This is a genomic window from Sphingomonas sp. BK235 (genome assembly GCF_004345855.1).
Lineage (GTDB): Bacteria > Pseudomonadota > Alphaproteobacteria > Sphingomonadales > Sphingomonadaceae > Sphingomonas.
On the sequence record NZ_SLXN01000003.1, the window covers coordinates 366,448 to 387,116 of the forward strand.

Annotated in this window: 24 protein-coding genes; 11 read left to right on the top strand and 13 right to left on the bottom strand. The window is 70.9% G+C overall.

The window, feature by feature from the left end:
• Positions 1–81: 81 nt before the first annotated feature.
• Together EV292_RS10710 and ggt are read right to left on the bottom strand one after the other, a co-directional pair.
• Positions 82–486, bottom strand: a complete 405-nt coding sequence (locus EV292_RS10710) for a DUF2946 family protein (RefSeq protein ID WP_132909187.1) — start codon at positions 484–486, stop codon at positions 82–84.
• Positions 487–531: 45 nt separating this feature from the next.
• Positions 532–2,268: a gamma-glutamyltransferase gene (ggt, locus tag EV292_RS10715; RefSeq protein WP_132909188.1), complete on the bottom strand. Its 1,737-nt coding sequence runs from the start codon at positions 2,266–2,268 to the stop codon at positions 532–534.
• Positions 2,269–2,398: 130 nt separating this feature from the next.
• Here ggt and EV292_RS10720 point away from each other — a divergent pair, with 130 nt between their 5' ends.
• The 8 genes from EV292_RS10720 (at position 2,399) to nadA (ending at position 8,400) form a co-directional block, all read left to right on the top strand.
• Positions 2,399–2,722: a DUF1476 domain-containing protein gene (locus tag EV292_RS10720; protein WP_132909189.1), complete on the top strand. Its 324-nt coding sequence runs from the start codon at positions 2,399–2,401 to the stop codon at positions 2,720–2,722.
• A 5-nt stretch (positions 2,723–2,727) separates the two neighbouring features.
• Positions 2,728–2,961: a BolA family transcriptional regulator gene (locus EV292_RS10725; RefSeq protein WP_132909190.1), complete on the top strand. Its 234-nt coding sequence runs from the start codon at positions 2,728–2,730 to the stop codon at positions 2,959–2,961.
• A 24-nt stretch (positions 2,962–2,985) separates the two neighbouring features.
• Complete coding sequence (gene grxD, locus EV292_RS10730) at positions 2,986–3,324, top strand: Grx4 family monothiol glutaredoxin (RefSeq protein WP_132909191.1); 339 nt, start codon at positions 2,986–2,988, stop codon at positions 3,322–3,324.
• Positions 3,325–3,831: 507 nt separating this feature from the next.
• Positions 3,832–4,200, top strand: coding sequence for a BlaI/MecI/CopY family transcriptional regulator (locus EV292_RS10735; RefSeq protein ID WP_132909192.1), 369 nt, complete (start codon positions 3,832–3,834; stop codon positions 4,198–4,200).
• The gene (locus EV292_RS10740) at positions 4,197–5,759 is read left to right on the top strand and encodes a M56 family metallopeptidase (RefSeq protein WP_132909193.1); all 1,563 of its coding nucleotides are present in this window, start codon (positions 4,197–4,199) and stop codon (positions 5,757–5,759) included. Before EV292_RS10735 ends, EV292_RS10740 begins: the two co-directional genes overlap by 4 nt.
• A 49-nt stretch (positions 5,760–5,808) precedes the next feature.
• Positions 5,809–6,672, top strand: a complete 864-nt coding sequence (locus EV292_RS10745; RefSeq protein ID WP_132909194.1) for an MBL fold metallo-hydrolase — start codon at positions 5,809–5,811, stop codon at positions 6,670–6,672.
• The gene (locus EV292_RS10750) at positions 6,657–7,364 is read left to right on the top strand and encodes a DUF4230 domain-containing protein (protein ID WP_132909195.1); all 708 of its coding nucleotides are present in this window, start codon (positions 6,657–6,659) and stop codon (positions 7,362–7,364) included. Before EV292_RS10745 ends, EV292_RS10750 begins: the two co-directional genes overlap by 16 nt.
• Positions 7,365–7,401: 37 nt before the next feature.
• A complete protein-coding gene (nadA, locus tag EV292_RS10755) occupies positions 7,402–8,400 on the top strand; it encodes a quinolinate synthase NadA (protein ID WP_132909196.1) in 999 nt (332 codons plus the stop codon).
• Between the two features lie 10 nt (positions 8,401–8,410).
• Here the strand turns inward: nadA and EV292_RS10760 are convergent, their stop codons facing one another.
• The 3 genes from EV292_RS10760 to EV292_RS10770 are packed head-to-tail and all read right to left on the bottom strand — an operon-like array spanning position 8,411 to position 11,498.
• Positions 8,411–9,067, bottom strand: a complete 657-nt coding sequence (locus EV292_RS10760; protein ID WP_243693711.1) for a TadE family protein — start codon at positions 9,065–9,067, stop codon at positions 8,411–8,413.
• Positions 9,064–9,642 carry a TadE family protein gene (locus EV292_RS10765; RefSeq protein WP_132909198.1) on the bottom strand — a complete coding sequence of 193 codons (579 nt, stop codon included), beginning with the start codon at positions 9,640–9,642 and terminating at the stop codon, positions 9,064–9,066. The genes EV292_RS10760 and EV292_RS10765 overlap by 4 nt, the downstream gene beginning before the upstream one ends.
• Complete coding sequence (locus tag EV292_RS10770; RefSeq protein ID WP_132909199.1) at positions 9,639–11,498, bottom strand: pilus assembly protein TadG-related protein; 1,860 nt, start codon at positions 11,496–11,498, stop codon at positions 9,639–9,641. The genes EV292_RS10765 and EV292_RS10770 overlap by 4 nt, the downstream gene beginning before the upstream one ends.
• A gap of 54 nt (positions 11,499–11,552) precedes the next feature.
• Here EV292_RS10770 and EV292_RS10775 point away from each other — a divergent pair, with 54 nt between their 5' ends.
• Positions 11,553–12,227, top strand: coding sequence for a squalene/phytoene synthase family protein (locus EV292_RS10775; RefSeq protein ID WP_243693712.1), 675 nt, complete (start codon positions 11,553–11,555; stop codon positions 12,225–12,227).
• 64 nt (positions 12,228–12,291) lie between these two features.
• Positions 12,292–12,771 (top strand): EF-hand domain-containing protein, encoded by a 480-nt coding sequence (locus EV292_RS10780; RefSeq protein WP_132909200.1) that lies wholly within the window; start codon positions 12,292–12,294, stop codon positions 12,769–12,771.
• Positions 12,772–12,780: 9 nt separating this feature from the next.
• On the opposite strand, the gene trmFO is transcribed toward EV292_RS10780, so the two are convergent.
• Positions 12,781–14,091 carry a methylenetetrahydrofolate--tRNA-(uracil(54)-C(5))-methyltransferase (FADH(2)-oxidizing) TrmFO gene (gene trmFO / locus EV292_RS10785; protein ID WP_132909201.1) on the bottom strand — a complete coding sequence of 437 codons (1,311 nt, stop codon included), beginning with the start codon at positions 14,089–14,091 and terminating at the stop codon, positions 12,781–12,783.
• 59 nt (positions 14,092–14,150) lie between these two features.
• On the opposite strand from trmFO, the gene EV292_RS10790 reads away from it, so the two are divergent.
• Positions 14,151–14,582 (top strand): DUF488 domain-containing protein, encoded by a 432-nt coding sequence (locus EV292_RS10790; RefSeq protein ID WP_132909202.1) that lies wholly within the window; start codon positions 14,151–14,153, stop codon positions 14,580–14,582.
• 15 nt (positions 14,583–14,597) lie between these two features.
• Here EV292_RS10790 and dapD read toward each other — a convergent pair whose 3' ends face one another.
• From dapD to EV292_RS10825, 7 genes are all read right to left on the bottom strand, one after another.
• Complete coding sequence (gene dapD / locus EV292_RS10795; RefSeq protein ID WP_132909203.1) at positions 14,598–15,425, bottom strand: 2,3,4,5-tetrahydropyridine-2,6-dicarboxylate N-succinyltransferase; 828 nt, start codon at positions 15,423–15,425, stop codon at positions 14,598–14,600.
• Positions 15,422–16,087 carry a pyrimidine 5'-nucleotidase gene (locus EV292_RS10800; protein ID WP_132909204.1) on the bottom strand — a complete coding sequence of 222 codons (666 nt, stop codon included), beginning with the start codon at positions 16,085–16,087 and terminating at the stop codon, positions 15,422–15,424. Before EV292_RS10800 ends, dapD begins: the two co-directional genes overlap by 4 nt.
• 275 nt (positions 16,088–16,362) lie before the next feature.
• Positions 16,363–16,581 (bottom strand): hypothetical protein, encoded by a 219-nt coding sequence (locus EV292_RS10805; protein ID WP_132909205.1) that lies wholly within the window; start codon positions 16,579–16,581, stop codon positions 16,363–16,365.
• Positions 16,582–16,588: 7 nt separating this feature from the next.
• Entirely contained in the window at positions 16,589–16,774 is a 186-nt protein-coding gene (locus EV292_RS10810) for a hypothetical protein (RefSeq protein WP_132909206.1), read from the bottom strand.
• 95 nt (positions 16,775–16,869) lie between these two features.
• A complete protein-coding gene (locus tag EV292_RS10815; RefSeq protein ID WP_243693713.1) occupies positions 16,870–17,664 on the bottom strand; it encodes a ThuA domain-containing protein in 795 nt (264 codons plus the stop codon).
• A 57-nt stretch (positions 17,665–17,721) separates the two neighbouring features.
• On the bottom strand, positions 17,722–19,074 hold the full coding sequence (locus EV292_RS10820) for an alpha-L-fucosidase (protein WP_132909208.1): 1,353 nt from the start codon (positions 19,072–19,074) through the stop codon (positions 17,722–17,724).
• Between the two features lie 38 nt (positions 19,075–19,112).
• On the bottom strand, positions 19,113–20,654 hold the full coding sequence (locus tag EV292_RS10825) for a cation:proton antiporter (protein WP_132909209.1): 1,542 nt from the start codon (positions 20,652–20,654) through the stop codon (positions 19,113–19,115).
• Positions 20,655–20,669: the final 15 nt, after the last annotated feature.

The window sequence follows — 20,669 nt, forward strand, 5'->3', positions numbered from 1 at the left end:
AGGAGCGGGCGGGGCGGGAGGGCGGTCTGGGGAAGCGCGGCGCGCGCGGGCGGTGGACCGCCGACGCGTGCCGGCGGCAGCTCAGCGTGCCGTGAGAGCGGGCGGTGCGCGCAGCGGCGGCCGCCAGCGCGGCGGCGCCCGCAGCGCGCGCGCGGCCGGACGGGGCGGCGCGGCCGCGATCGCGCGCAGCGGCGCGGCGGCCAACAGCGCCACCGCGAGCGCGACCAGCACCGGCGCGGCGAGCGCGGCGAAGGCGCAGGGCTGATCCGCCGCCTGATGCGGCGCCGGTGAGTCGCGATGCGCGTGATGACCGCGATGCGCCTCCGCCGCGGCGGGCGCGACGCCGGGGCAGGCGATCAGCGCGGCACTTTGTTCGGCGCTGACCATGAACCCCGCCGGCACCAGCAGCCGGGTCGCGAGCACCATCGCCACCAGCACCAGGGCCAGTCGGGGCGAGCGGGTGAGGAGCCGGCGGAGCAGCGTCACGCCGCCGGGCCTAGGCGCGCGGTGCGGCGGGCGCAACGCCTCGGATCAGCGCGGCGCGATCGCCACCTTGCCCTCGCGCCGCGGATCGAACCCGCCGTCGAGCCGGCCGTCGCGCACGATGATGCCGTGCAGCCCCGAATCCTCTCCCTGGCCCGGGCGCACCACCACGCCACGCGCCGCCAGCCCGTCGCGGACGGCGGGGGAGAGCTTGTCCGCCTCGCCCTGGAAGGAGTCGCCGCGCGCGATCAGATTGGGCAGTGCCAGCGCCTGCTGCATCGGCAATCCCCAGTCGACCGCGCCGACCACCGCCTTGCCGACATAAGCGAGGATCGCATTGCCCCCGGCCGAGCCGACCGCTCCGGCGAAGCGGCGCTGACGGTCGAGCAGGATCAGCGGGGTCATCGACGAGCGCGGTCGCTTCCCCGCGGCGACCGCATTGGCGGCGGCCTGACCGTCGGCGTCGCGCGGGGTGAAGGAGAAATCGGTCATCTGATTGTTGAGGAAGAAACCGTCGACCATCCGCCCCGAACCGAAGATCGATTCGACCGTGGTCGTCATCGACACGACGTTGCCGCGCGAGTCGCCGACGACGAAATGCGACGTACCGGTCGGCTCGAGCGTGCGGTCGGCGCCACGGTGAGATGCGCCGGCGGGGACTCCCGGCCGCGGCGCGGGGCCGGCGCGCTCGCCGATCAGCCGCGCGCGCCGGTCGAGATAATCGGGCGCGAGCAGTCCCGCGACAGGTACGTCGACGAAGGCGGGATCGCCGACATAGCGATCCCGATCGGCGTACATCAGCCGGCTCGCTTCCGCGAACGCATACCAGCCGCGCGGGTCGTCGGCGCCGTGGCGCGCGACGTCGGTGCGCTCCAGCAGCCCGAGCAGCTCGAGCAGCCCGACCCCGCTGGCGGGCGGCGGCGGCGCGCAGACCAGCAGCACGCGATAGGGCGCGCACAGCGGCTCGCGCACCACGGGACGGTAGGCGGCGAGATCCGCGAGCGTCATGCTGCTGGCGAGCGGGCCCTGATGCACGCGCGCGACGATGCGGCGCGCGGTCTCACCGGTGTAGAGCGCGTCGGCACCCTGAGCGGCGAGGCGATCGAGGAAGCCGGCATAGGCCGGATTGCGCAGCCGGTCGCCGGGGCGCAGCAGCCCGCCGCCCGGCCGCGCGAAATAGGCGAGCACGTCGGGCGCGCTCGACTCGGGGAAGCGACCGCTCGCGAGGAAGCGGCCGAGCCGCGGCGAGACGAGAAAGCCGTCGCGCGCGGTGCGCCGCGCGTCGCCGAACAGCTCACGCCAGGCGAGCCGGCCGTGGCGTCGATGCGCCTCGGCGAGCATCCGCACCGCGCCCGGCACCCCGGTGGCACGCCCGCTCAGCACCGCGGTGGCGAACGGCAGCGCGCGCCCGCCGTCGTCGAGGAACATGTCGGGCGTGGCGCCCGCCGGGGCGGTCTCGCGGCCGTCATAGACGGTGACCTTGGTCGAGGCGCCGTCGTAATAGGTCATGAAGGCGCCGCCGCCGACGCCGGAGCTCTGCGGCTCGACCAGCGACAGCATCGCCTGCACCGCGATGGCGGCGTCGACCGCCGAGCCGCCGCGGCGCAGCACCGCCATGCCCGCGTCGGTGGCGAGCGGGTTGGCGGCGACGACGAACGCCTGCGCGGCGGGCGCGGGCGCGCCGCGCGGCGGCGGCGCGTCCGGCGCGGGCGTCGCGCAGGCGCCGAGCAGCAGCGTGAGGCCGAGCCCCGCCGTGCGCCAAAGTCCACGAGCGCGCGCTGCCATATGTCCTCCTCGGCTGCCGGATGCGGCGGCGGATAGCGGGCTGCCGCGGCAGAATCCACCTCGGCCGCGCGCCCGTTGCGCCGCGGCATCGCGCGCTCTATCCGGGTCGGATGCTAGGCGGGAAGAGATCATGACCAGCTTCGAGGACCGGCAACGTGCGTTCGAGGCCAAGTTCGCGCGCGACGAGGAAGTCGCCTTCCGCATCGTCGCGCGCCGCAACCGCCTCGTCGGGCAATGGGCCGCCGAGTTGATGCAGCTCACCCCCGCCGAGACCGACGCTTATGCCAAGGCGGTCGTCCAGGCCGACTTCGAGGAGGCCGGCGACGAGGACGTGGTGCGCAAGGTGTACGGCGATCTCACCGCCGCCAACGTCGACATCGACGAGGCGGTCGTCCGCCGCGCGCTGGAAGAGAAGACGATCGAGGCGCGGCGCCAGCTGCTGCAGTCGGAGTAAGCGCGATGCCGATGGAAGGAAACGAGATCGCCGCGCTGATCAAGGCCGGTATCCCCGACGCCGAGGTGGAGATGACCGATCTGGCGGGCGACGGCGATCATTGGGCCGCGCGCGTGGTCGCGCCGTCCTTCGCCGGCATGCCGCGGGTGAAGCAGCATCAGGCGGTCTATGCCGCGCTGGGCGGGCGGATGGGGGGCGTGCTCCACGCCTTGCAGTTGACCACCGCCGTCCCGAAGTAGGCGCGGTACAAGAGGGTTGAAGCGATGACCGACGACACGAACGCCCGCATCGACGCGGTGGTGAAGAACAATCCGGTGGTGCTGTTCATGAAGGGCACGCCGCTGTTCCCGCAATGCGGCTTCTCCAGCCGCGCGGTGGCGATCCTGGAGCGGCTCGGCGTCGCGTTCGAGAGCGTCGACGTGTTGCAGGACCAGGCGATCCGCCAGGGGATCAAGGGCTATTCGGACTGGCCGACGATCCCGCAGCTCTATGTCGGCGGCGAGTTCGTCGGCGGGTCGGACATCATGATGGAGATGTACGAGAGCGGCGAGCTGGCCGATCTGTTCCAGACCGCCGGCGCGGCCCCCGCCGCGGCCAAGTGAGCTGATCGCGGCGACGCGCGGCGGGTCGGCACATGCGGGCCGGGCCCGTTCGCGTCGCCGGCTCGCACGCGCTCGTCCTGACGGCGATAGGCGCCGTGGGGCGAACCTGCCGTGCAGCGTGCCCCACACGCCCATTGCACCCTAACTTCCGATGATCCGCGGGCGAGCTCATCGCGTGTCACGCCGATCGCTCTCGTCATCCCGGCCTTGAGCCGGGATCCATCGCCCCGCGAGCGCGACGCTTGGGTCACCATAGATCCCGGCTCAAGGCCGGGATGACGGTGATGACTAGGGTGACGGCCGCGAGAGGGATCGCGGCAGTGAACGCGACCCCCGGCGCGAGGGTCGCTGCCTTCCACCAACGTGCCACAATCGAAAGGCTGAAGGTCACGAGCCGCGCGTCGCCTCACCCCCTTGTAAGGAAAACCGAGAGCCCACCACCTCACCACGATTGACTACACGCGTAATCGTCGGCATGATTACACCTGTAGTCGATAGGAGTGAGTCGTGCCCGAGCGGATCAGCGATGCCGAGCATGCGGTGATGGAGGTGCTGTGGGACGAGAGCCCGCTCACCGCACAGGACGTGGCCGAGCGCGTCGACCCCGCGCGGGGCTGGAGCGCCGCGACCGTCAAGACCCTGCTCGGCCGTCTGCTCACCAAGGAAGCGGTGCGCCACGAGGTCGACGGCCGCCGCTACCTCTACAGCCCCGCGGTGCGCCGCGAGGATTATGTCGCCGGTGAGTCGCGCCGCCTGATCGACCGGCTGTTCGGCGGACGGCTGACCCCGCTGGTGGCGCATCTCGCCGAGCGCGACGCGCTGACCGAGCAGGATATCACCGAGATCGAGGCGCTCTTGCGGGAGTTGAAGCAATGATCGGCTGGGCCATGGAGTCGTTGCTCGCCTCGGGGCTGCTGATGGGGGCGGTGCTGGTGCTGCGCGCGCCGGTGCGTCGCGCGTTCGGGGCGCCGATCGCTTACGCCTTATGGGCGATCCCCGCGCTGCGGCTGCTGTTGCCGCCGCTTCCCGCGGGCTGGCGCACCGAGGCGCTGCCCGCGCTGGCATCGTTGCCCGCCGCCGAGCCGATCGCGCAGGCGCTCGATCCGCTCGCCGCGCTCCCCGCGCTCGCCCCGGCGGTGCCCTCGGCCTGGCCGGCGATCGTGCTGGGGGTCTGGGCCGCGGGGGTCGCCGCGCTCCTGCTCTGGCAGGTCGGCGATTACTGGCGCTTCCGCTACCGGCTGCTGCGCCACGGCATCGCGCTCGACCGGATCGGGGGGGTGACGATCGTGCAAAGCGCGGCGGCGAACGGGCCGGTGGCGTTCGGCGTGTTCGATCGCGTCGTCGCCTTCCCGTGCGATTTCGCGGCGCGCTTCGACGCCGACGAGCGCGCGCTCGCGCTCGAACATGAACTGGGCCATCATCGCCGCGGCGATCTCGTCGCCAATTGGATCGCGCTGGGCGTGCTCGCGCTCCACTGGTTCAACCCGCTCGCCTGGGTCGCCTTTCGCGCCTTCCGCGCCGACCAGGAGATGGCGAACGACGCGGGCGTGCTCGCGCGGCTCGGCGGCGCGTCGCGCCACGCTTACGGCTGCGCGATCGTCAAGGCCGCGCACGGCCGCGCGGTGACCGCCACCTGCCACCTCCATACCGTGAAGGACCTCAAGGGGAGATTGCGTATGCTGAGCCAATCACGTGCCTCGCGCAGCCGCACGCTGCTGGGCGTGTGCGCCACCGCCGCGATCGCGCTCGGCGCGCTGGGTCTCACCGCGTCCGGCAGCCGCGCCGCCGAGCGGATGCGCGGCGAGGTCGAGGACGCCACCGGCATCGACGCCGCCGCGCTGGCGCAGGCGTTGCCGCTGCCGCCCGCCGCTCCTGCGGCCCCCGCCGTGCCCGCGGCGCCCACCGCACCGGCGGCGCCTGACGCCCCCGCGGTGCCGGTCGTGCCCGCGGCACCGCATCATGGCCATCGCGTGACGATCGTCCGCGACGGCCACACCACCACCTACGAGGGGCAGGCAGCGGCCGATTATCTCGCGTCCAACCCGGTGCCGGTGCCGCCGGTTCCGCCGGTGCCCCCCGCGGCCTTCGCGGCGATCCCGCCGGTTCCGCCGGTTCCCGCGGTGACGAGCCGGCGATGCGGCGGCGAGCAGAGCCGCTTCGTGATGGCCGCGACCGAGCGTGGGCAGCGCGTCACCGTGATCTGCACCGACCATGTCGAGCGCGCCGCGCGCGAGGCGAGCCGGGCGGCGGTGCAGGCGCGCGGTCAGCGCGACGTGGCGCTGCGCAGCGCGCTCGCCAGCCTGGAGCAGACGCGCGCGCACCTCGCCGCCAACCGCGACATGCCGGCCGAGGCGCGGCGCGACGCGGTGCAGGGCATCGAGGAAGCGATCCGCGAGATGCGCGACGACATGCGGGCCGACCGCGACGGGGACTGAGCCGCACCATGCTTGCTTCGCCGTCGCGCAGCCGCCATCTGGTGGCGCGATGGCGAAGCCTCCTCCCACCGGCGTGGCCGTGCCGCTCGAGCCGCTCGTCACCCGCGTGCTGGCGCCCAATGCCTCGGCCTATACCTATACCGGGACGCAGACCCATATCGTCGGCACCGACGATCTCGCGGTGGTCGACCCCGGCCCCGACGACCCCGCCCATCTCGACGCGCTGCGCGCCGCGATCGCGGGCCGGCCGGTGTGCGCGATCCTGATCACGCACCATCATCGCGACCATTCGCCCGCGTCGCGTGCGCTGGCCCGCGCCACCGGGGCGCCGATCGTCGGCCCCGCGCCGCTGGTGCGCGGCGAGAGCAGCGCGGGCGCTCAGCTCGATGCCGCCTTCGACCGCGACTATGCCCCTGATCGCGTGCTGGCCGACGGCGAGACTGTGAGCGGCGCTGGCTGGACGCTCGGCGCGATCGCCACGCCGGGCCATACCAGCCAGCACCTCGCCTACGCGCTGGCGGAGAGCGGGGCGCTCTTCTCGGGCGATCACGTGATGGGCTGGGCCACCAGCGTGATCTCGCCGCCCGACGGCGACATGGGCGAGTATCTCGCCAGCCTCGAGCGGCTGCTCGGGCGCGACGACCGCGTCTACTACCCCGGCCACGGCGAGGCGGTGGAGCGGCCGCAGCGGCTGGTGCGCGGCATGTTGGGGCACCGCAAGCAGCGCGAGGGGCAGATCGTCCGGCTGCTCACCGCCGCGCCGCACAGCGTCGCCGCGCTGATCGAGCGCATGTACGTCGGGCTCGATCCGCGGCTGGCGGGGGCGGCGGCACGTTCGGTGCTGGCGCATCTGATCGATCTGGAGCGCCGCGGTGTGGTGACGCAGGAGGAGGGCGCGTGGCGGATCATCTGACCGGGCTGGGCAAGCTGCTGGTGTCGCTCGCGATTGCCACGGCGATCCTGGTCGCGACCTTCGTCGGCTATCGTTATTATGCCGAGCGATACGCGGTGACGACCGACGACGACGGTGTCGCGGTGGCGCGGGTCGTCGCCGGGCGCTTGTACGGCAGCAGCGACCTGCGCGTCAGCCATCTCGCCGGCACGGTCCAGTCGACCGCGTCCACCACCCGGATGTGGGGCTGGATGCGCTACGTGCGGCTGATCAAGGCGCCCTATGACGTCGATTACTTCGTCAACCTCGGCGCGCTGGCACCGCGCGACTTCCGCTATGATGCGCGCCGGCGCACCTTGTTGGTCGAGGTGCCCGACGTCGTCGTCGGCAACCCCAATGTCGACGAGAGCCGCGTCACGCTCGACACCACCACCGGCTTCCTGCCGCCGCGCGGCGCGATGGCCGAGCTGCAGAAGATGGTCTCGGCCAAGGCGACGAACGTGGTCGCCGCCAAGGCGCGCGAGCCCGAGAACATGCGCAAGGCGCGCGAGAACGGCCGCGCCGCGCTGGAGCGGCTGTTCGCGGGCAGCCTCGACGCCGCCGGACTGCCCGTGACCGTGACGGTGCGCTTCGCCGGCGAGCCGCGCGACGGTAACAGCGAGCGCTGGGACCTCACCCGCTCGCTCGAGGAAGTGCTCGGCAACAGCAGCTGACTTGATCCGGCGGCGCTGCCGGGCCATCTGCGCAGCCATGGACCAGCCGACCAGCCTCGCCGGGCTCGACCTGCGCGCCGAGATCGATCGCCTCCGCAAGGAGCGCAACGCCGTGATCCTCGCGCATTACTATCAGAAGCCCGAGATCCAGGACCTGGCCGACTTCGTCGGCGACAGCCTCGACCTCAGCCGCAAGGCGCAGGCGACCGACGCCGACGTGATCGCCTTCTGCGGCGTGCGCTTCATGGCCGAGACCGCCAAGATCCTGTCGCCGCACAAGACGGTCGTGCTGCCCGACATGGACGCGGGCTGCTCGCTCGAGGACAGCTGCCCGCCCGAGCAGTTCGCCGCCTTCCGCGCGCAGCACCCTGACGCGATCGCGCTGACCTACATCAACTGCTCGGCCGCGGTGAAGGCGCTGAGCGACGTCATCGTCACCTCCTCCTCGGCCGAGACGATCCTCGCCAAGATCCCCGCGCATCAGAAGATCATCTTCGGCCCCGACCGCAACCTCGGCGGCTATCTCGCGCGCAAGACCGGGCGCGACCTGATCCTGTGGCCGGGCGTGTGCATCGTCCACGAGGCGTTCAGCGAGACCGAGCTGCTCAAGCTCAAGGCCGAGCACCCCGGCGCGCCGGTAGCGGCGCATCCCGAATGCCCCGCGGTGATCCTCGACCACGCCGATTATGTCGGCTCGACTCGCGGGATCCTCGATTATGCGATGGCGATGCCGGGCGAGACGCTGATCGTCGCGACCGAGCCGCACATCATCCACCAGATGGAGAAGGCGCTGCCGGGCAAGACCTTCATCGGCGCGCCGGGTGCCGACGGCAATTGCAACTGCAACATCTGCCCGTACATGGCGCTCAACACGATGGAGAAGCTCTATCTCGCGCTGCGCGACCTGACCCCGCGGATCGAGATCGAGGAGGGGCTGCGGCTGCGCGCGAAGAAGAGCCTCGACGCGATGCTGAGCATGGCGGGTGCCACGGTGGGGCAGGGCGATCTAAGCAAGGTGAAGGTGACGGGGGACTGACCCCGGCGCGTCAGAGACCGTCGGCGGTGGTGCATTTCTCCTTGGCGGGAAATTTGTCGACCGCGGAAGGTGACTGGAACTGGGTGTTGCGCGCGCGATAGGTCGCGGTGCGCGTGATCGCGGTGCCGAGGTTCAGCCAGCCGAACGGTCGCCGGCTGAACAGCGGGCGGTAATCGTAGGTCACCTGGACGTGGAACAGGATCTCGTCGAGCGGGAGCACGCGCCCGGCTGGCAGCGCGGCGATCGGATTGCTCTTCGCGCAGCCGAGCAGCGGCACCGCGGCGATGTAATTGCCGTCGAAGCGCTGCCACAGGAAGCGGCTCTCGACCACGCCGTCGCCGTCATTGTCGGTGCCCTTGACGCTGCTGATGACGACGCGACCGTAGTTGCGCAGGTCGAATGGGCGCGCGGTGATGTCGATCGCGCTGAACAGGTCGTAGATCTGCTTCTCGCTCGCCCCGACCGAGCCGACCCCGCTCTGCGCGACCAGATCCGCGGTCATCGACGCGAGTCGCTGGGTGCGGTTGTTGGCCAGCACCCAATGCGCGAACTCGAGCCCCGACAGCACGAAGCCGAGGAACAGCGGCAGCGCGAGCGCGAGCTCGATCATCGCGACCGCGCGGCGCTCGCGCACCAGCCGGTGCCAGTGAGCCAGGATGCGGCTCACGAGCTGCGGCTCACGGCTTCGTTGCGGACGACGGTGGAGGCGGAGAGCTCGACCAGCGACCCCATCGCCCATTGCGTGCCGAGAAAGCCGAACAGCACCTTCTTGGGATAGCGCACGGTGATGCTCAGCACGTCGCCGGCGCCGCCCATCGTTCCCGTGATCGGGGTGGCGGGGTCCCATTTGCCGTTCTTGTTGCGGTCGGTGAAGGTCTCGCCCAGGTCATATTGGCCGTTGCGGTTGGCGTCGTTGTAGACCTCGGGGTAGGCCGTGCTGAAATCGGCGAAGACGCGCGTCTCGATCGTCATGGATCGGCCGGTGGCGAGCGGGAAGGTGCCCATCGCGCGGGTGATGCTCTGTTTCATGACGGCGTCGCGCTGGTTCTCGGCGTCGTCGATGCTGGCGGTGGCAATCCGCGCCGCCTCGACCACCGCCCCCTCGAGCACGACGCGCGCGACCAGCATATGGCCGAGCTCGATCGTGCCGCAGATCAGCGACAGCACCAGCGGCAGGATCAGCGCGAACTCGACGACGCTGACGCCGCGGCGGTCGCGCAGCAAGGCGAGGGCGCGCGTCATTGCGTCAGGTGCAGGTCGACGAGCTCGGCGGCGACGTTCTGGAACGCGGCGTTGAGCTGGGTGGCATCGCTGGTCCGATACACGCGACCGGGCGCACAGGCGTTGAAGACGTTGTCGACCGCGGTGCTGTTCTTCACCAAAGTGATGATGTAGACGTCGGGGGCGTTATCTTCCCGTTGGATGTTGGCGCAGGTCTTCGCGAAACGACGCAGCATCTGTTCCTCGGCACTGTCGCTGGTCGAGGAAATCGATAGGTCAGACCAGCGACCGTACCAAGTGAAGGTTCGATTGAGATAGTTGTTCTGTGCCTCGGTCACTTCGTTGAGACCGTCGGTCATGAAGACGATGGCGCGGCGCGGCTTCTCGGCGGGCAGCCCGCTCGGCCGCGGGCGCGTGAAGACGTCATCGCGGACGAGCAGGCGGTAACCCCACAGCAGGCCGGTGTGGTGAATCGTGCCGTTCGCCGGCTTGATCGCGGCGTTCTTGTCGCGAATGTAGGAGGTGTACTCCGCTTTGGTGCGATTGTAGAGCGGCAGCATCGCTTCCTCAGGGCACTGCCAATTGGGGCTGTTACCTGGCGTGTCGCCACTCGTCCTGACGACGGAATTACTGGGCTTGGCCGCCCAGGAGCTGTGCCTTGGCAGGCGGGTCCAGTCGACTTTCCAATTAACGCCGGTACGATCGCCGTCGCTAGAGGCGTAGTAACTGTCGTCCAACCTGCGGATCACGTCGTTCTGCGTGTTCGCGCTGCCATCCTCGTTCAACCCCATGTAATAGTCGTACAACCAGGAGCGATAGGCCGCGCTGTTGACCAGTTTCTGCGCGCCTGCGGCGCCCTCGGGAGAGCCGTCGAGGCGATAGAGGTTCGAATTGCCGACGGCCTGATAATAGTCGCTGTCCTGATCGATAAGCTTGTTCGTGGGCACCTCGCCCTTGGACGGGTTCTTGAGCGCCGGGACGTAGATGGGCGGGATAAAATAGGGCGCGACCGCAGGGCTGCTCCCCTCGCCGGGAAGGATGCGGGTGACATCCCAGGCGTTCGGCTCGGAGACGAGGCGATTGGCGCTCAGATCGCGCACGGTGGCGTCGTTCATGACGCAACCCTTCCACGCATAGGGGTTGCCCGGCCAGGCGCCCCAATCGTTGACGAACCCGGCGTTGAAGCCGACCACGGGCGTGACGGAGTTGGGTCGCGCCTTCTCGAGCAACCTGCCGACGTTCACCGTGATGTCATAGGGAACGAAGCCGAGCGCGAGGTCCTTGCGCTGGGTGCCGCCCTGGAACAGGATGTCGACGAAGCTGTTCGACGCATCCTTGAGCGCCTGGATCCGCGTCTTGCCGTTTGACAGAGAGTCCGCCATCGAGCCGGTGTTGTCGAGCACCACCATCACCTCGAGCGCGCGCGGCTGGAGTTCGGCCTTGGCGACGGCGCGCATCGTCACCTCGCGGAAGCCGAACAGCCGCATGAACGACATGTCGAGCGTCGCCGCGGCGTTGACGGTGGTGACATTGACACCGTTGATGACCGTGAAGGTCGGCGTGACGGTGACGTTGGTGGTGCCCATGTAAGCGGGCGAGCGGGAGAAATTCCCGTCGAAGTAGGATTCCACCTGCTTGGTGCGCGAATTGCCGCTGTTGTCGGTCACGCCGAAGGCGCGCGCGCCCGCCAGCGCCGCGGCGTCGACGCCGGCTTGCAGCTGGGTCTTGACGATGTACATGCGGCCGGCGTCGATCGCGCTGCCGAGCGAGCCGATACCGACGACCAGCGCGGCCGCCATGATCCCCACGGTGGAGCCGCGGCGATCGCGCAGCAGCGCGCGCGGATGATCGAGGAACAAGCGTGGACGGTGGCGCATCTCGTCTCTTCCGATCCGCTCGCTCGGCGCGAACAGGGTGGAGGCGGGGGTAACGTGAGCAAGGTTGATAATTTGCCAACGATGATCGACCCCGAGCGCGCGCTGGTGATCGGCTATGCTCCGGCGCACGCGCGCGCGGGCCTGGCGGCGCTGCTCGCGCTGGACGAGCGGCTCGGCACGATCCTGCGCACCACGCGCGAGCCGCTGGTCGGGCAGATGCGACTGACCTGGTGGCACGAGGCCTTGTCCGCGCTGGACGATGCGCCCGCGCCGGCCGAGCCCGTGCTCGGCGCACTCGCCGCGGCGGTGGTCCCGCAGGTGCGCGGCGCGACGCTGGCGGGGCTGGTCGAGGGGTGGGAGGCCTTGCTGGACCAGCCGCTCGGCGAGGCGGCGCTGGAGACTCACGCGCGCGCGCGCGGCGCGGGGCTGTTCGACGCGGCGGCGGTGCTGCTCGCCGGGGGCACGACCCCGTCGATCGCGCGCGCCGGGGAGGGCTGGGCGCTCGCCGATCTGGCGCGCCATCTCAGCACGGCCGCGCTGGCAGCGCGCGCGCACGCGGCGGCGGAGACACGGCTGGCGGGGCTCACCGCGGCACGCTGGGCGGCGTCGACGCGCGCGCTCGGCGCGCTCGCGCTGCTGGCGCGACTCGATCTCGCCGCGTCGCCGCGCCCCGCGGGCCATCCCGCGCGCGCCGCGCGACTGCTTTGGCACCGGCTGTCAGGGCGATAGATCGGCGCGCTTGCGCGGCGAGGCGGACGCTGGATAGCCTCGGCGTCTCGGGGTGGAGGCGCGCATGTGGCGATATGTGATGGGCGGGGTGGCAGCGATTCTGTTGCTCGCCGGCGGATGGATGATCGTCCGCGGCCAGGCGCACGCCGACGCTCCGCTCGCCGCGGCGACTACACCCGCGCCCGCGCCCGCGGCGACGGCGCGCGCGGGCGACACGACCGCCGAGGCCGCGCCGCCCGACCTGCCCGCGGCGAGCGACGCGCAGCGCGCGCGGCAGCGGTTCGCCCGGTACGACCGCGACCGTGACGGCAAGGTGACTCGCGCCGAGTTTCTCGAGCCACGCCGCAAGGCCTTCGCCAAGCTAGACCGCGACGGCGACGGGCGGCTCAGCTTCGACGAATGGGCGGCGCGGACGGTCGACCGGTTCGGCGCGGCCGACCGCGACCACTCCGGCGCGCTGGACGCGCAGGAGTTCGCCGCGACCGCGCCCAAGCGCAAACCCCGCCGCGCCACGCCATGCCCCGAGCCGGCGCGCGAGGAGTGAGCGTCACCCTCAGCCGGCGATCCAGCCGGCGAGCGCGGCGCGCGCGCGGTCGGTGTAGAGCTTCTTGCGCTCCGCTTTCTTGGTGCGGCCCGGGATCGGCGGGAACAGGCCGAAATTGACGTTCATCGGCTGGTAGCTCTCGGTCGCGGCGCCGCCCGTGATATGCCCCAGCAGCGCCCCCAGCGCGGTCTCCGCTGGCGGCGGCGTCGGGGCGCCGCCGCGCAGCTCCGCCGCGGCGAACCGCCCCGCGAGCAGGCCGATCGCCGCGCTCTCGACATAGCCCTCGCACCCCGTGATCTGTCCCGCGAAGCGCAGATGCGGGCGCGACCGCAGCCGCAGCAGCGGGTCGAGCAGCTCGGGCGAGCGGATGAAGGTGTTGCGGTGCAGCCCGCCCAGCCGCGCGAACTCGGCCTTCTCCAGCCCCGGGATGGTGCGGAACAGCCGCACCTGCTCGGCGTGCTTGAGCTTGGTCTGGAAGCCGACGATGTTCCACAAGGTGCCGTGCGCATTGTCCTGACGCAGCTGCACCGCGGCATAGGGCCAGCGCCCGGTGCGCGGGTCGTCGAGCCCGACGCCTTTCATCGGGCCGAAGCGCAGCGTCTCGGGCCCGCGCTCCGCCATCACCTCGATCGGCATGCAGCCCTCGAAATAAGGGACGTTCTCCCACTCGCGATATTCGGTCTTCTCGCCGGCGAGCAGGCCGTCGACGAAGGCGTGATATTGATCCTTGTCGAGCGGGCAGTTGATGTAGTCGGTGCCGTCCCCCTTGTTCCAGCGGCTCTGGAACCAGGCGGTGTCGAGGTCGATCGACTCGCGGTGGACGATCGGCGCGATCGCGTCGAAGAAGGCGAGCGCGTCCTTGCCCGTCTCGCCCGCGATCTGCTGCGACAGCGTGGGCGCGGTGAGCGGGCCGGTGGCGACGATCGCGGGTGTATCGGGCAGCGTGTCGACCCGCTCGCGCACGATCGTGATGTTGGGATGCGCCGCGATCGCGGCGGTGACGCCCGCGGAGAAACCGTCGCGGTCCATCGCTAGCGCCGAGCCGGCGGGCACGCGGTGGCGATCGCCCTCGCGCAGGATCAGCGAGTCGAGCGCGCGCATCTCCTGGTGGAGCAAGCCCACCGCATTGTTCTCGGCGTCATCCGAGCGGAAGCTGTTCGAACAGACGAGCTCGGCGAGCCCGTCGCTATGGTGCGCGGGGGTCGTATTGCCGCCGCCGCGCATCTCGGAGAGGCGCACCCGCAGCCCCGCCTCGGCGAGCTGCCACGCCGCCTCGGAGCCGGCGAGCCCGCCGCCGATCACGTGAATGTCATGGTCCATGCCGCGCGCGATAGCGGCTCATGCTTGCCTTGTCAGGAGCATGCGCCCAGCGTGCGACCATGACGATCTTCACCATCGGCTATGAGGGCGCGACGGTGGATGCGCTGCTCGCCGCGCTCGCCGCCGCGGGGGTACGCCGGGTCATCGACGTGCGCGCGCTGCCGCTCTCGCGCCGGCCCGGCTTCTCCAAATCCCCGCTCGCGGCGGCGCTGAAGGAAGCGGGGATCGACTATGTGCATCTCAAGCCGCTCGGCACCCCCAAGGCCGGTCGCGACGCGGGCAAGAAAGGCGACGTCGCGACGCTGACCGCGGTCTATGCGGGCCAGCTCGACCTGCCCGAGGCGCAGGCGGCGGCGGCGCGGATGCTCGCGCTGGCCGACGAGATGCCGAGCGCGCTGCTCTGCTTCGAGCGCGACCCGAGCCACTGCCACCGCACGCTGCTGCTGCGCGCGGTGGGCGAGGGACGCGACGTGGTCGATCTGTTCGCCTGAGCGGCGCGCGTCGCCTCAGTCGCGCAGCAGGTCGTTGATGCTGGTCTTGCTGCGCGTCTGCGCGTCGACGCGCTTGACGATCACCGCGCAATAGAGCGCCGGCTTGCCGTCGCCGCCGCCGGTCGAGCCGGGCACCACCACCGCATAAGGCGGTACCTCGCCGCGGAACACCTCGCCGGTGGCGCGATCGACGATCTTGGTCGAGGCGCCGAGATACACGCCCATCGACAGCACCGCGCCCTCGCCGACGCGCACGCCCTCCGCCACCTCGGCCCGCGCGCCGATGAAGGCACCGTCGCCGATGATGACCGGGTCGGCTTGGAGCGGCTCGAGCACGCCGCCGATCCCGGCGCCGCCGGACAGATGGACGTTGCGCCCGATCTGCGCGCAGCTGCCCACCGTCGCCCAGGTGTCGACCATCGTCCCCTCACCGACATAGGCGCCGATGTTGACGAAGCTGGGCATCAGGATCGCGCCCTTGCCGACGAAGGCGCCGCGCCGCACCACGCTGCCCGGCACCGCGCGGAAGCCGGCGCCGCGGAACTCGGCCTCGCTCCAGCCGGCGAACTTGCTCGGCACCTTGTCGAACCAATGGCCCGCGCCCGGCCCGTTGTCGATCAGCGCGTTGTCGTTGAGGCGGAAGCTCAGCAGCACCGCCTTCTTGAGCCATTGGTTGACGCGCCAGCCACCGGTACCATCGGGCTCGGCGACGCGCGCCTCACCGGCGTCGAGCAGCGCCAGCGCGCGGTCGACCGCGACGCGGATCTCGCCCGCGGTGGTCAGGCCGAGCTCGGCGCGCTGCTCCCAGGCGGCGTCGATGGTGGCGGCAAGGTCGGTCGTCATGGGGTCTCCAGCAGGGTCTCGAGCCAGGCGGTGAGATCGGTCACGCGGATATCGACATAGGAGCGGTCGGTGTCGTGGTCCTGCTCGGACCCGTTGTCGACCCATACCGTCGCCATGCCGATCGCCTTGGCGGGTCTGAGGTTGCGCGCCATGTCCTCGACGAACAGGGCGCGGGTGGGATCGATGCCGAAGGCGTCGCACAGCCCCTGATAGGCAGCGGGCGCCGGCTTGGGCACCAGGTTCATCGCGGTGATGTCGTGCACCGCCTCGAAGCTGGCGCCGAGGCCGAGCCGGTCGAGCACCTTGAGCGCATAGGGTTTGTCGCCGTTGGTGAAGACGAGTTTGCGACCGGGCAGCCGCGCCAGTGCGGCGGCGAGCGGGGCGTTCTCTTCCAGTGCGTCCATCTCGATGTCGTGGACATAAGCGAGGAAGGCGGCGGGATCGATCGCATGATGGGCCATCAGCCCGGCCAGCGTGGTGCCGTGGCCGAGGAAATAGTCCTTCTGCACCCGCCGCGCCGCTACCGGATCGAGCCCGAGCAGATCGCCGACGAACGCGGTCATGCGCCGGTCGATCAGCGCGAACAGACCGGCGCTGGCGGGGTAGAGCGTGTTGTCGAGGTCGAAGATCCAGGTATCGACATGGGCGAGCGCCGGCAGCATGCGCGGGGCTGTAGAGCCATTCGCCGCGACGCGGAAGAGCGGGAGCGTCGCGTCCGTCGAGGATGATCCCTTCGCGCGTCGCGCCGGTGGACAGAGCAAGCCGCGCCGCCACGCGCGCACGCGGCCGACCGATGCTACCGGACCAGAGTCTGATTCACCTCGGTTTAACCGTGCTCCTGCGGAAGCAGGAGCCCAGTGCCGCAGAGATGACGCTCGTGGCTCTGGGCTCCTGCGTCCGCAGGAGCACCCGCTGGTTCACACCAGCCGATCACACGCTATCGCAGGTAGCGTCCCGCCAGCGACGGATCCACCACCGCGACGTCCCAATTGCCCTGCATCTGCTCGAACGCGCAGGCGACCTGCTCCAGCTCGGCGGCGAAGTCGGTCAGTGCCTCGTTCGGCGTGGCCGCGTTCGCCGCATCGGCGCGCGCGGCGGCGAGCCGCGCCGCCGTCCTTACCCCTTCGACGAAGAAGGCGATCCGCTGGTTGGCCATCGCTTACTCACTCGGTGATGGCGTCTTGCCGGCGCGATTGGCGGCGGCGGATCGCCTCGCCGCGCTCCGCCATCCGGTCCCAGTTCGCCGCGGCGCGGGTGTGACGCTCGCGCACCAGCGTCAGCACTGCCTGTTCGGCGGCGGCGCGTTCGTCGACCGCGCGCGCGCGGCAGACCGTCGGTTCGTCGAGCATGGTCGTGATCCTCCCTGGAGCGAGAATGCCGACCACGCCCGATCGATGCAGCCGCTATCCTGCATCAGTAACTTTCCCCGCGACGACGCGGCGGTTCAGCGCGCGCGCGCTGCCCAGCGTATCGCGTTGGTCAGGATGCGGCGATAATTGGGATCGTCGTAGGCGGCGGGATCATGGCCGAGCGCCGAGTAGAACACGCGCCCCTTGGCGGCGGGGTTGACCCACATCACCGGATGCGTCCCCATCGCCAGCTTGCCGGGGCGGTAGCTCGCCTCGTCGACGCGCGCGAGCACCGTCATGCCGCGCGTGGCGGGGTCGTTGGAGAAGGAATACCATTCGTCGGTCGCGGTCCAGGGCTGGGTCACCCCCGCCATGATCGGATGACGCGGCTGGTCGACGACGACGTTCGCGCGCTGGATGTGATCGTCGCCGTTGGGGTGGCCGATAAAGGTCGTGCCGATGATCGTGTCGACGTACCACGGTTCCTTGTGGCTGTCGTCGCCCGCGGCATGAAGGGCCACCACGCCCCCGCCGCGCGCGACGAAGCGCTCGAAGGCGGCGCGCTGGTCGGGGGTCAGGAACGCACCGCTCGCGCTGTTGAGCACGACCACCGAGAAATGGCGCAGCTGTGCGTCGTTGAACACCGCGGCGTTCTCGGTCGCGTAGCTGGGGCGGCCGAGTTCGCGTGCGATGTCGCCGAGCACCTCGTTCGAATGCGGGATATGTTCGAGGTGGCGCCAGCCGTTGGTCTTGGAGACGATCAGCACCCCGTTCTTCAGCCCGGCGGGCAGGGTGGGCGCGACGCTGTCCATCGTCGGCGGTGGCAGATGCGGGTTGGGCGCCGCCTGCGCCAGCGCCAGAGCCCCGACCGTCATGAGAATTTTCAGCATCATCCGTCTCCTGAACCGCGTCTTATCCGATATCCTGCGGGGTCGCGAGCGCGCCGCTCAGCCCGCGCCGAGCTCGAGCACGATCACCTGGTCCGCGCTCGCCGCGGTCCAGCCGAGGTCGCCGAGCACCACAGCGTCGCCGTCACGCGCTAAGGTGATTGGCGCGCCGCCGTCGAGCCGCCGCGCCGCGCGCACGCCCCGGATCGGCAGCCGCAACCGCGTGCCTGGGTCGGCGAGCAGATGCACATAGACCCGATCGCCGCGCCGCGTCGTCACGCCCCAGGGCTGCGGGGCGATCGGTCCGGCGCTGGTCGCGTAGATGCTCTCGCCGTTGCGGCCCAGCCAGTCGCCGACCGTCCGCAGCGCGGCGACATTCTCGGGCTGGAGCCGGCCATCGGGCATCGGGCCGGTGTTGAGCAGGAAGTTGGCGCCGCGCCCGGCCGCGCCGGCCAGCGTCGCGATCAGCTCGCGCGGGGTCTTGAACCGGTCATCGACCAGGTTGAACCCCCAGCTGCCGTTCATCGCATCGGCCATCTCCAGCGGCAGGGCACTCACCGCCGCATCGTTGAAGCCGCTGCTGTTCTGGCCGGGCAGGTCGCGCTCGAACACCTGATAATCCTCGCCCGGGAAGGGCGTGACGTGATGGTTGTTGACGATCAAGGCGCCCGGCTGCAGCCGGTGGATCAGCGCATAGGTGCGCTCCAGCCGCCAGCGGTCGCGCATCGCCGTCTTCTGCTGGTCCCACCAGCCGTCGAACCAGATGCCGCCGATCGGGCCGTAGCGCGTGAGCAGCTCGGTGAGCTGCGCGTCCTGGTAGCGGAGATAGGCCTCCCAGTCCCCGCTCTCGGCACGCCCGCTGTGCCGGCCGGTGCGGCCGCGCGGGAAATAGTCGGGATGATGCCAATCGAGCTGTGAGTAATAGAAGAACAGCTTGACCCCCTTGGCGCGACAGGCCGCCGCCAGCTCGGCGATCGGGTCGCGGCGAAAAGGGGTCGCGTCGACGACATTGTACGGGCTGACCTTGCTGCCGTACATGGCGAAGCCGTCGTGATGTTTGGAGGTGATCACGATGTAGCGCGCGCCGGCGGCCTTGACGGTGTCGACCCATTGGTTCGCGTCGAAGCGGCGCGGATCGAAGAACTCGGCCAGCCGCTCGTAATGCGCGGCGGAGATCTTCTTGTTCTCCATGATCCATTCGGCGCCGTCGCGATCACCCCCGCCCGCCAGCTCGCTGTAGAGCCCCCAGTGGAGGAAGATGCCGAAACGCGCCTGTGCGAACCAGGCGCGGGCGGCGAGATTGGCCGCGCCCGGCGTATAGGCCGGCGCCTGCGCGGGGGCGGCCGCCGGCAGGATTGCCGAACCTGCCAGAACCGCCGCGGCGGCCGCGTTCCGCCATCTCCTGAGCGCCATCTTCGTCTCCCTTCGCCTCGTGCCCGGTCGCGCCACCGTCAGCTCTCCTCGATCCGGCGCTCGTCCTCGGTGCGCAGGCTCATCTCGTTGAAGTCGAGTTCTTCCTGAAGCAACAGGAAGGAATCGGCCGCCACCTCCTGGCTCTCGCGCAACTCCTCCAGCCGCGCGCGCTGGCGTGCGATCGCGGCGAGGCCGATCTGGCGTTTCTGCTCGGCCTCGCCACCTTCCGCGCCCGGCAGCATCGCCGCGCGCTTGATGCCGAGACTGTAGCGCCAATGGTCGGCCAGCGCGCCGCGCGCGTCGGCGATATGGTCGAGCGCCGCGTCGGCCATCGCGACCCGCGCGCGTGCGAGCTCCTCGCCCAGCCCGTCGTCGCCATCGAGCCCGAGCCAGCGCACCAGCGGCGCGAGCGTCATCCCCTGCAGCACCAGCGTCGCCAGCACCACCGCGAAGGCGGTGAGCACGATCAGGTCGCGCTGTGGGAAGTGCGCGGGCAGCGCGAAGGCGGTGGCCAGCGTGACGATCCCGCGCATCCCGCACCAGCCGACGATCACGCTCTGCGCCGGGCTGGTCGGTGGGTAATCGCCGCGAAAGGCGGGGAGGTGGAAGGCCAGCCGGTTGTAGATCAGCACCCAGCCCATCCGCACGACGATCAGACAGGCGACCACCGCGGCCGCGAACACCGCCGCCTCGCGCAGCCGGTCGGGCGCCATGTCGCCGACGATCGTCCGCGCCTGGAAACCCATCAGCAGGAAGGCCAGCACGTTGAGCAGGAACACCGCGGTCTCCCACACCGCGAAATCGTGCAGGCGCGCGCGCGGCGGCGTCGCCAGCCCGGCGGATCGCGCGATCGTCATCGCGAAGGTGACGAGGCACAGCACCGCGGACAGGCCGAGCCGCTCGGCCACCAGCCAGGCGGCGAAGCCCGACACGAACTGGAAGATGTTGCCGCTCAGCGTGCCCCATACCAGCGGCTGGATCCGCTTCATCGCCAGCGCGAGCAGATAACCCAGCAGGATGCCGCCGGGCACCGCGATGCCGACGCGCAGCCCGAGCGCGGCGTCGACCCCGCCGTGGCTCTCGACCAGGATCGCGGCGGTGTAGAGCAGCAGCGCGGACGCGTCGTTGAGCAGGCTCTCGCCCTTGAGCACCGCGACGGTGCGACGCGGCATCCGCACGCTGCCCGCGATCGCGGTGGCCGCCGCGGCGTCGGGCGGGGCGACGATCGCGCCGAGCGCGAGCGCGGCATAGACCGGCAGCCCCGCCATGGTGACGCCGATCCACGTCACCGCCCCCGCGCTGAGCAGCACCGCGACCAGCGCGAGCGCGGTGAGAGGCCGCCACAGCCGCACCACCGTGCCGACGGGGAAGTCGAACGCGGCGTCGATCAGGATCGGCGCGATGAACAGCGCGAGCGCGGTGTGCGGGTCGAGCGTGATCGTCGGCGCACCCGGGATCCACGCCAGCGCCACCCCGGCGCCCGCGAGCAGGGCGGGATAAGGGATGGCGGTGCGCCGTCCGATCTGGAGCAGCAGCACCGCCACCCCGAGCAGCGCGAGTAAGCTCTCGAAGAACGTCATCGCGACCGCGCCCCC

Bases quoted from the DNA above. Each gene is read 5' to 3' on its own strand.
- EV292_RS10740 (WP_132909193.1), top strand. From the start codon at position 4,197: ATGATCGGCTGGGCCATGGAGTCGTTGCTCGCCTCGGGGCTGCTGATG.
- grxD (WP_132909191.1), top strand. From the start codon at position 2,986: ATGACCGACGACACGAACGCCCGCATCGACGCGGTGGTGAAGAACAAT.
- EV292_RS10720 (WP_132909189.1), top strand. From the start codon at position 2,399: ATGACCAGCTTCGAGGACCGGCAACGTGCGTTCGAGGCCAAGTTCGCG.
- EV292_RS10810 (WP_132909206.1), bottom strand. From the start codon at position 16,774: ATGCTCGACGAACCGACGGTCTGCCGCGCGCGCGCGGTCGACGAACGC.
- EV292_RS10790 (WP_132909202.1), top strand. From the start codon at position 14,151: ATGACGATCTTCACCATCGGCTATGAGGGCGCGACGGTGGATGCGCTG.
- EV292_RS10820 (WP_132909208.1), bottom strand. From the start codon at position 19,074: ATGGCGCTCAGGAGATGGCGGAACGCGGCCGCCGCGGCGGTTCTGGCA.
- dapD (WP_132909203.1), bottom strand. From the start codon at position 15,425: ATGACGACCGACCTTGCCGCCACCATCGACGCCGCCTGGGAGCAGCGC.
- nadA (WP_132909196.1), top strand. From the start codon at position 7,402: ATGGACCAGCCGACCAGCCTCGCCGGGCTCGACCTGCGCGCCGAGATC.
- EV292_RS10765 (WP_132909198.1), bottom strand. From the start codon at position 9,642: ATGACGCGCGCCCTCGCCTTGCTGCGCGACCGCCGCGGCGTCAGCGTC.
- EV292_RS10825 (WP_132909209.1), bottom strand. From the start codon at position 20,654: ATGACGTTCTTCGAGAGCTTACTCGCGCTGCTCGGGGTGGCGGTGCTG.
- ggt (WP_132909188.1), bottom strand. From the start codon at position 2,268: ATGGCAGCGCGCGCTCGTGGACTTTGGCGCACGGCGGGGCTCGGCCTC.
- EV292_RS10725 (WP_132909190.1), top strand. From the start codon at position 2,728: ATGCCGATGGAAGGAAACGAGATCGCCGCGCTGATCAAGGCCGGTATC.
- EV292_RS10780 (WP_132909200.1), top strand. From the start codon at position 12,292: ATGTGGCGATATGTGATGGGCGGGGTGGCAGCGATTCTGTTGCTCGCC.
- EV292_RS10770 (WP_132909199.1), bottom strand. From the start codon at position 11,498: ATGCGCCACCGTCCACGCTTGTTCCTCGATCATCCGCGCGCGCTGCTG.
- EV292_RS10745 (WP_132909194.1), top strand. From the start codon at position 5,809: ATGGCGAAGCCTCCTCCCACCGGCGTGGCCGTGCCGCTCGAGCCGCTC.
- trmFO (WP_132909201.1), bottom strand. From the start codon at position 14,091: ATGGACCATGACATTCACGTGATCGGCGGCGGGCTCGCCGGCTCCGAG.
- EV292_RS10805 (WP_132909205.1), bottom strand. From the start codon at position 16,581: ATGGCCAACCAGCGGATCGCCTTCTTCGTCGAAGGGGTAAGGACGGCG.
- EV292_RS10800 (WP_132909204.1), bottom strand. From the start codon at position 16,087: ATGCTGCCGGCGCTCGCCCATGTCGATACCTGGATCTTCGACCTCGAC.
- EV292_RS10815 (WP_243693713.1), bottom strand. From the start codon at position 17,664: ATGCTGAAAATTCTCATGACGGTCGGGGCTCTGGCGCTGGCGCAGGCG.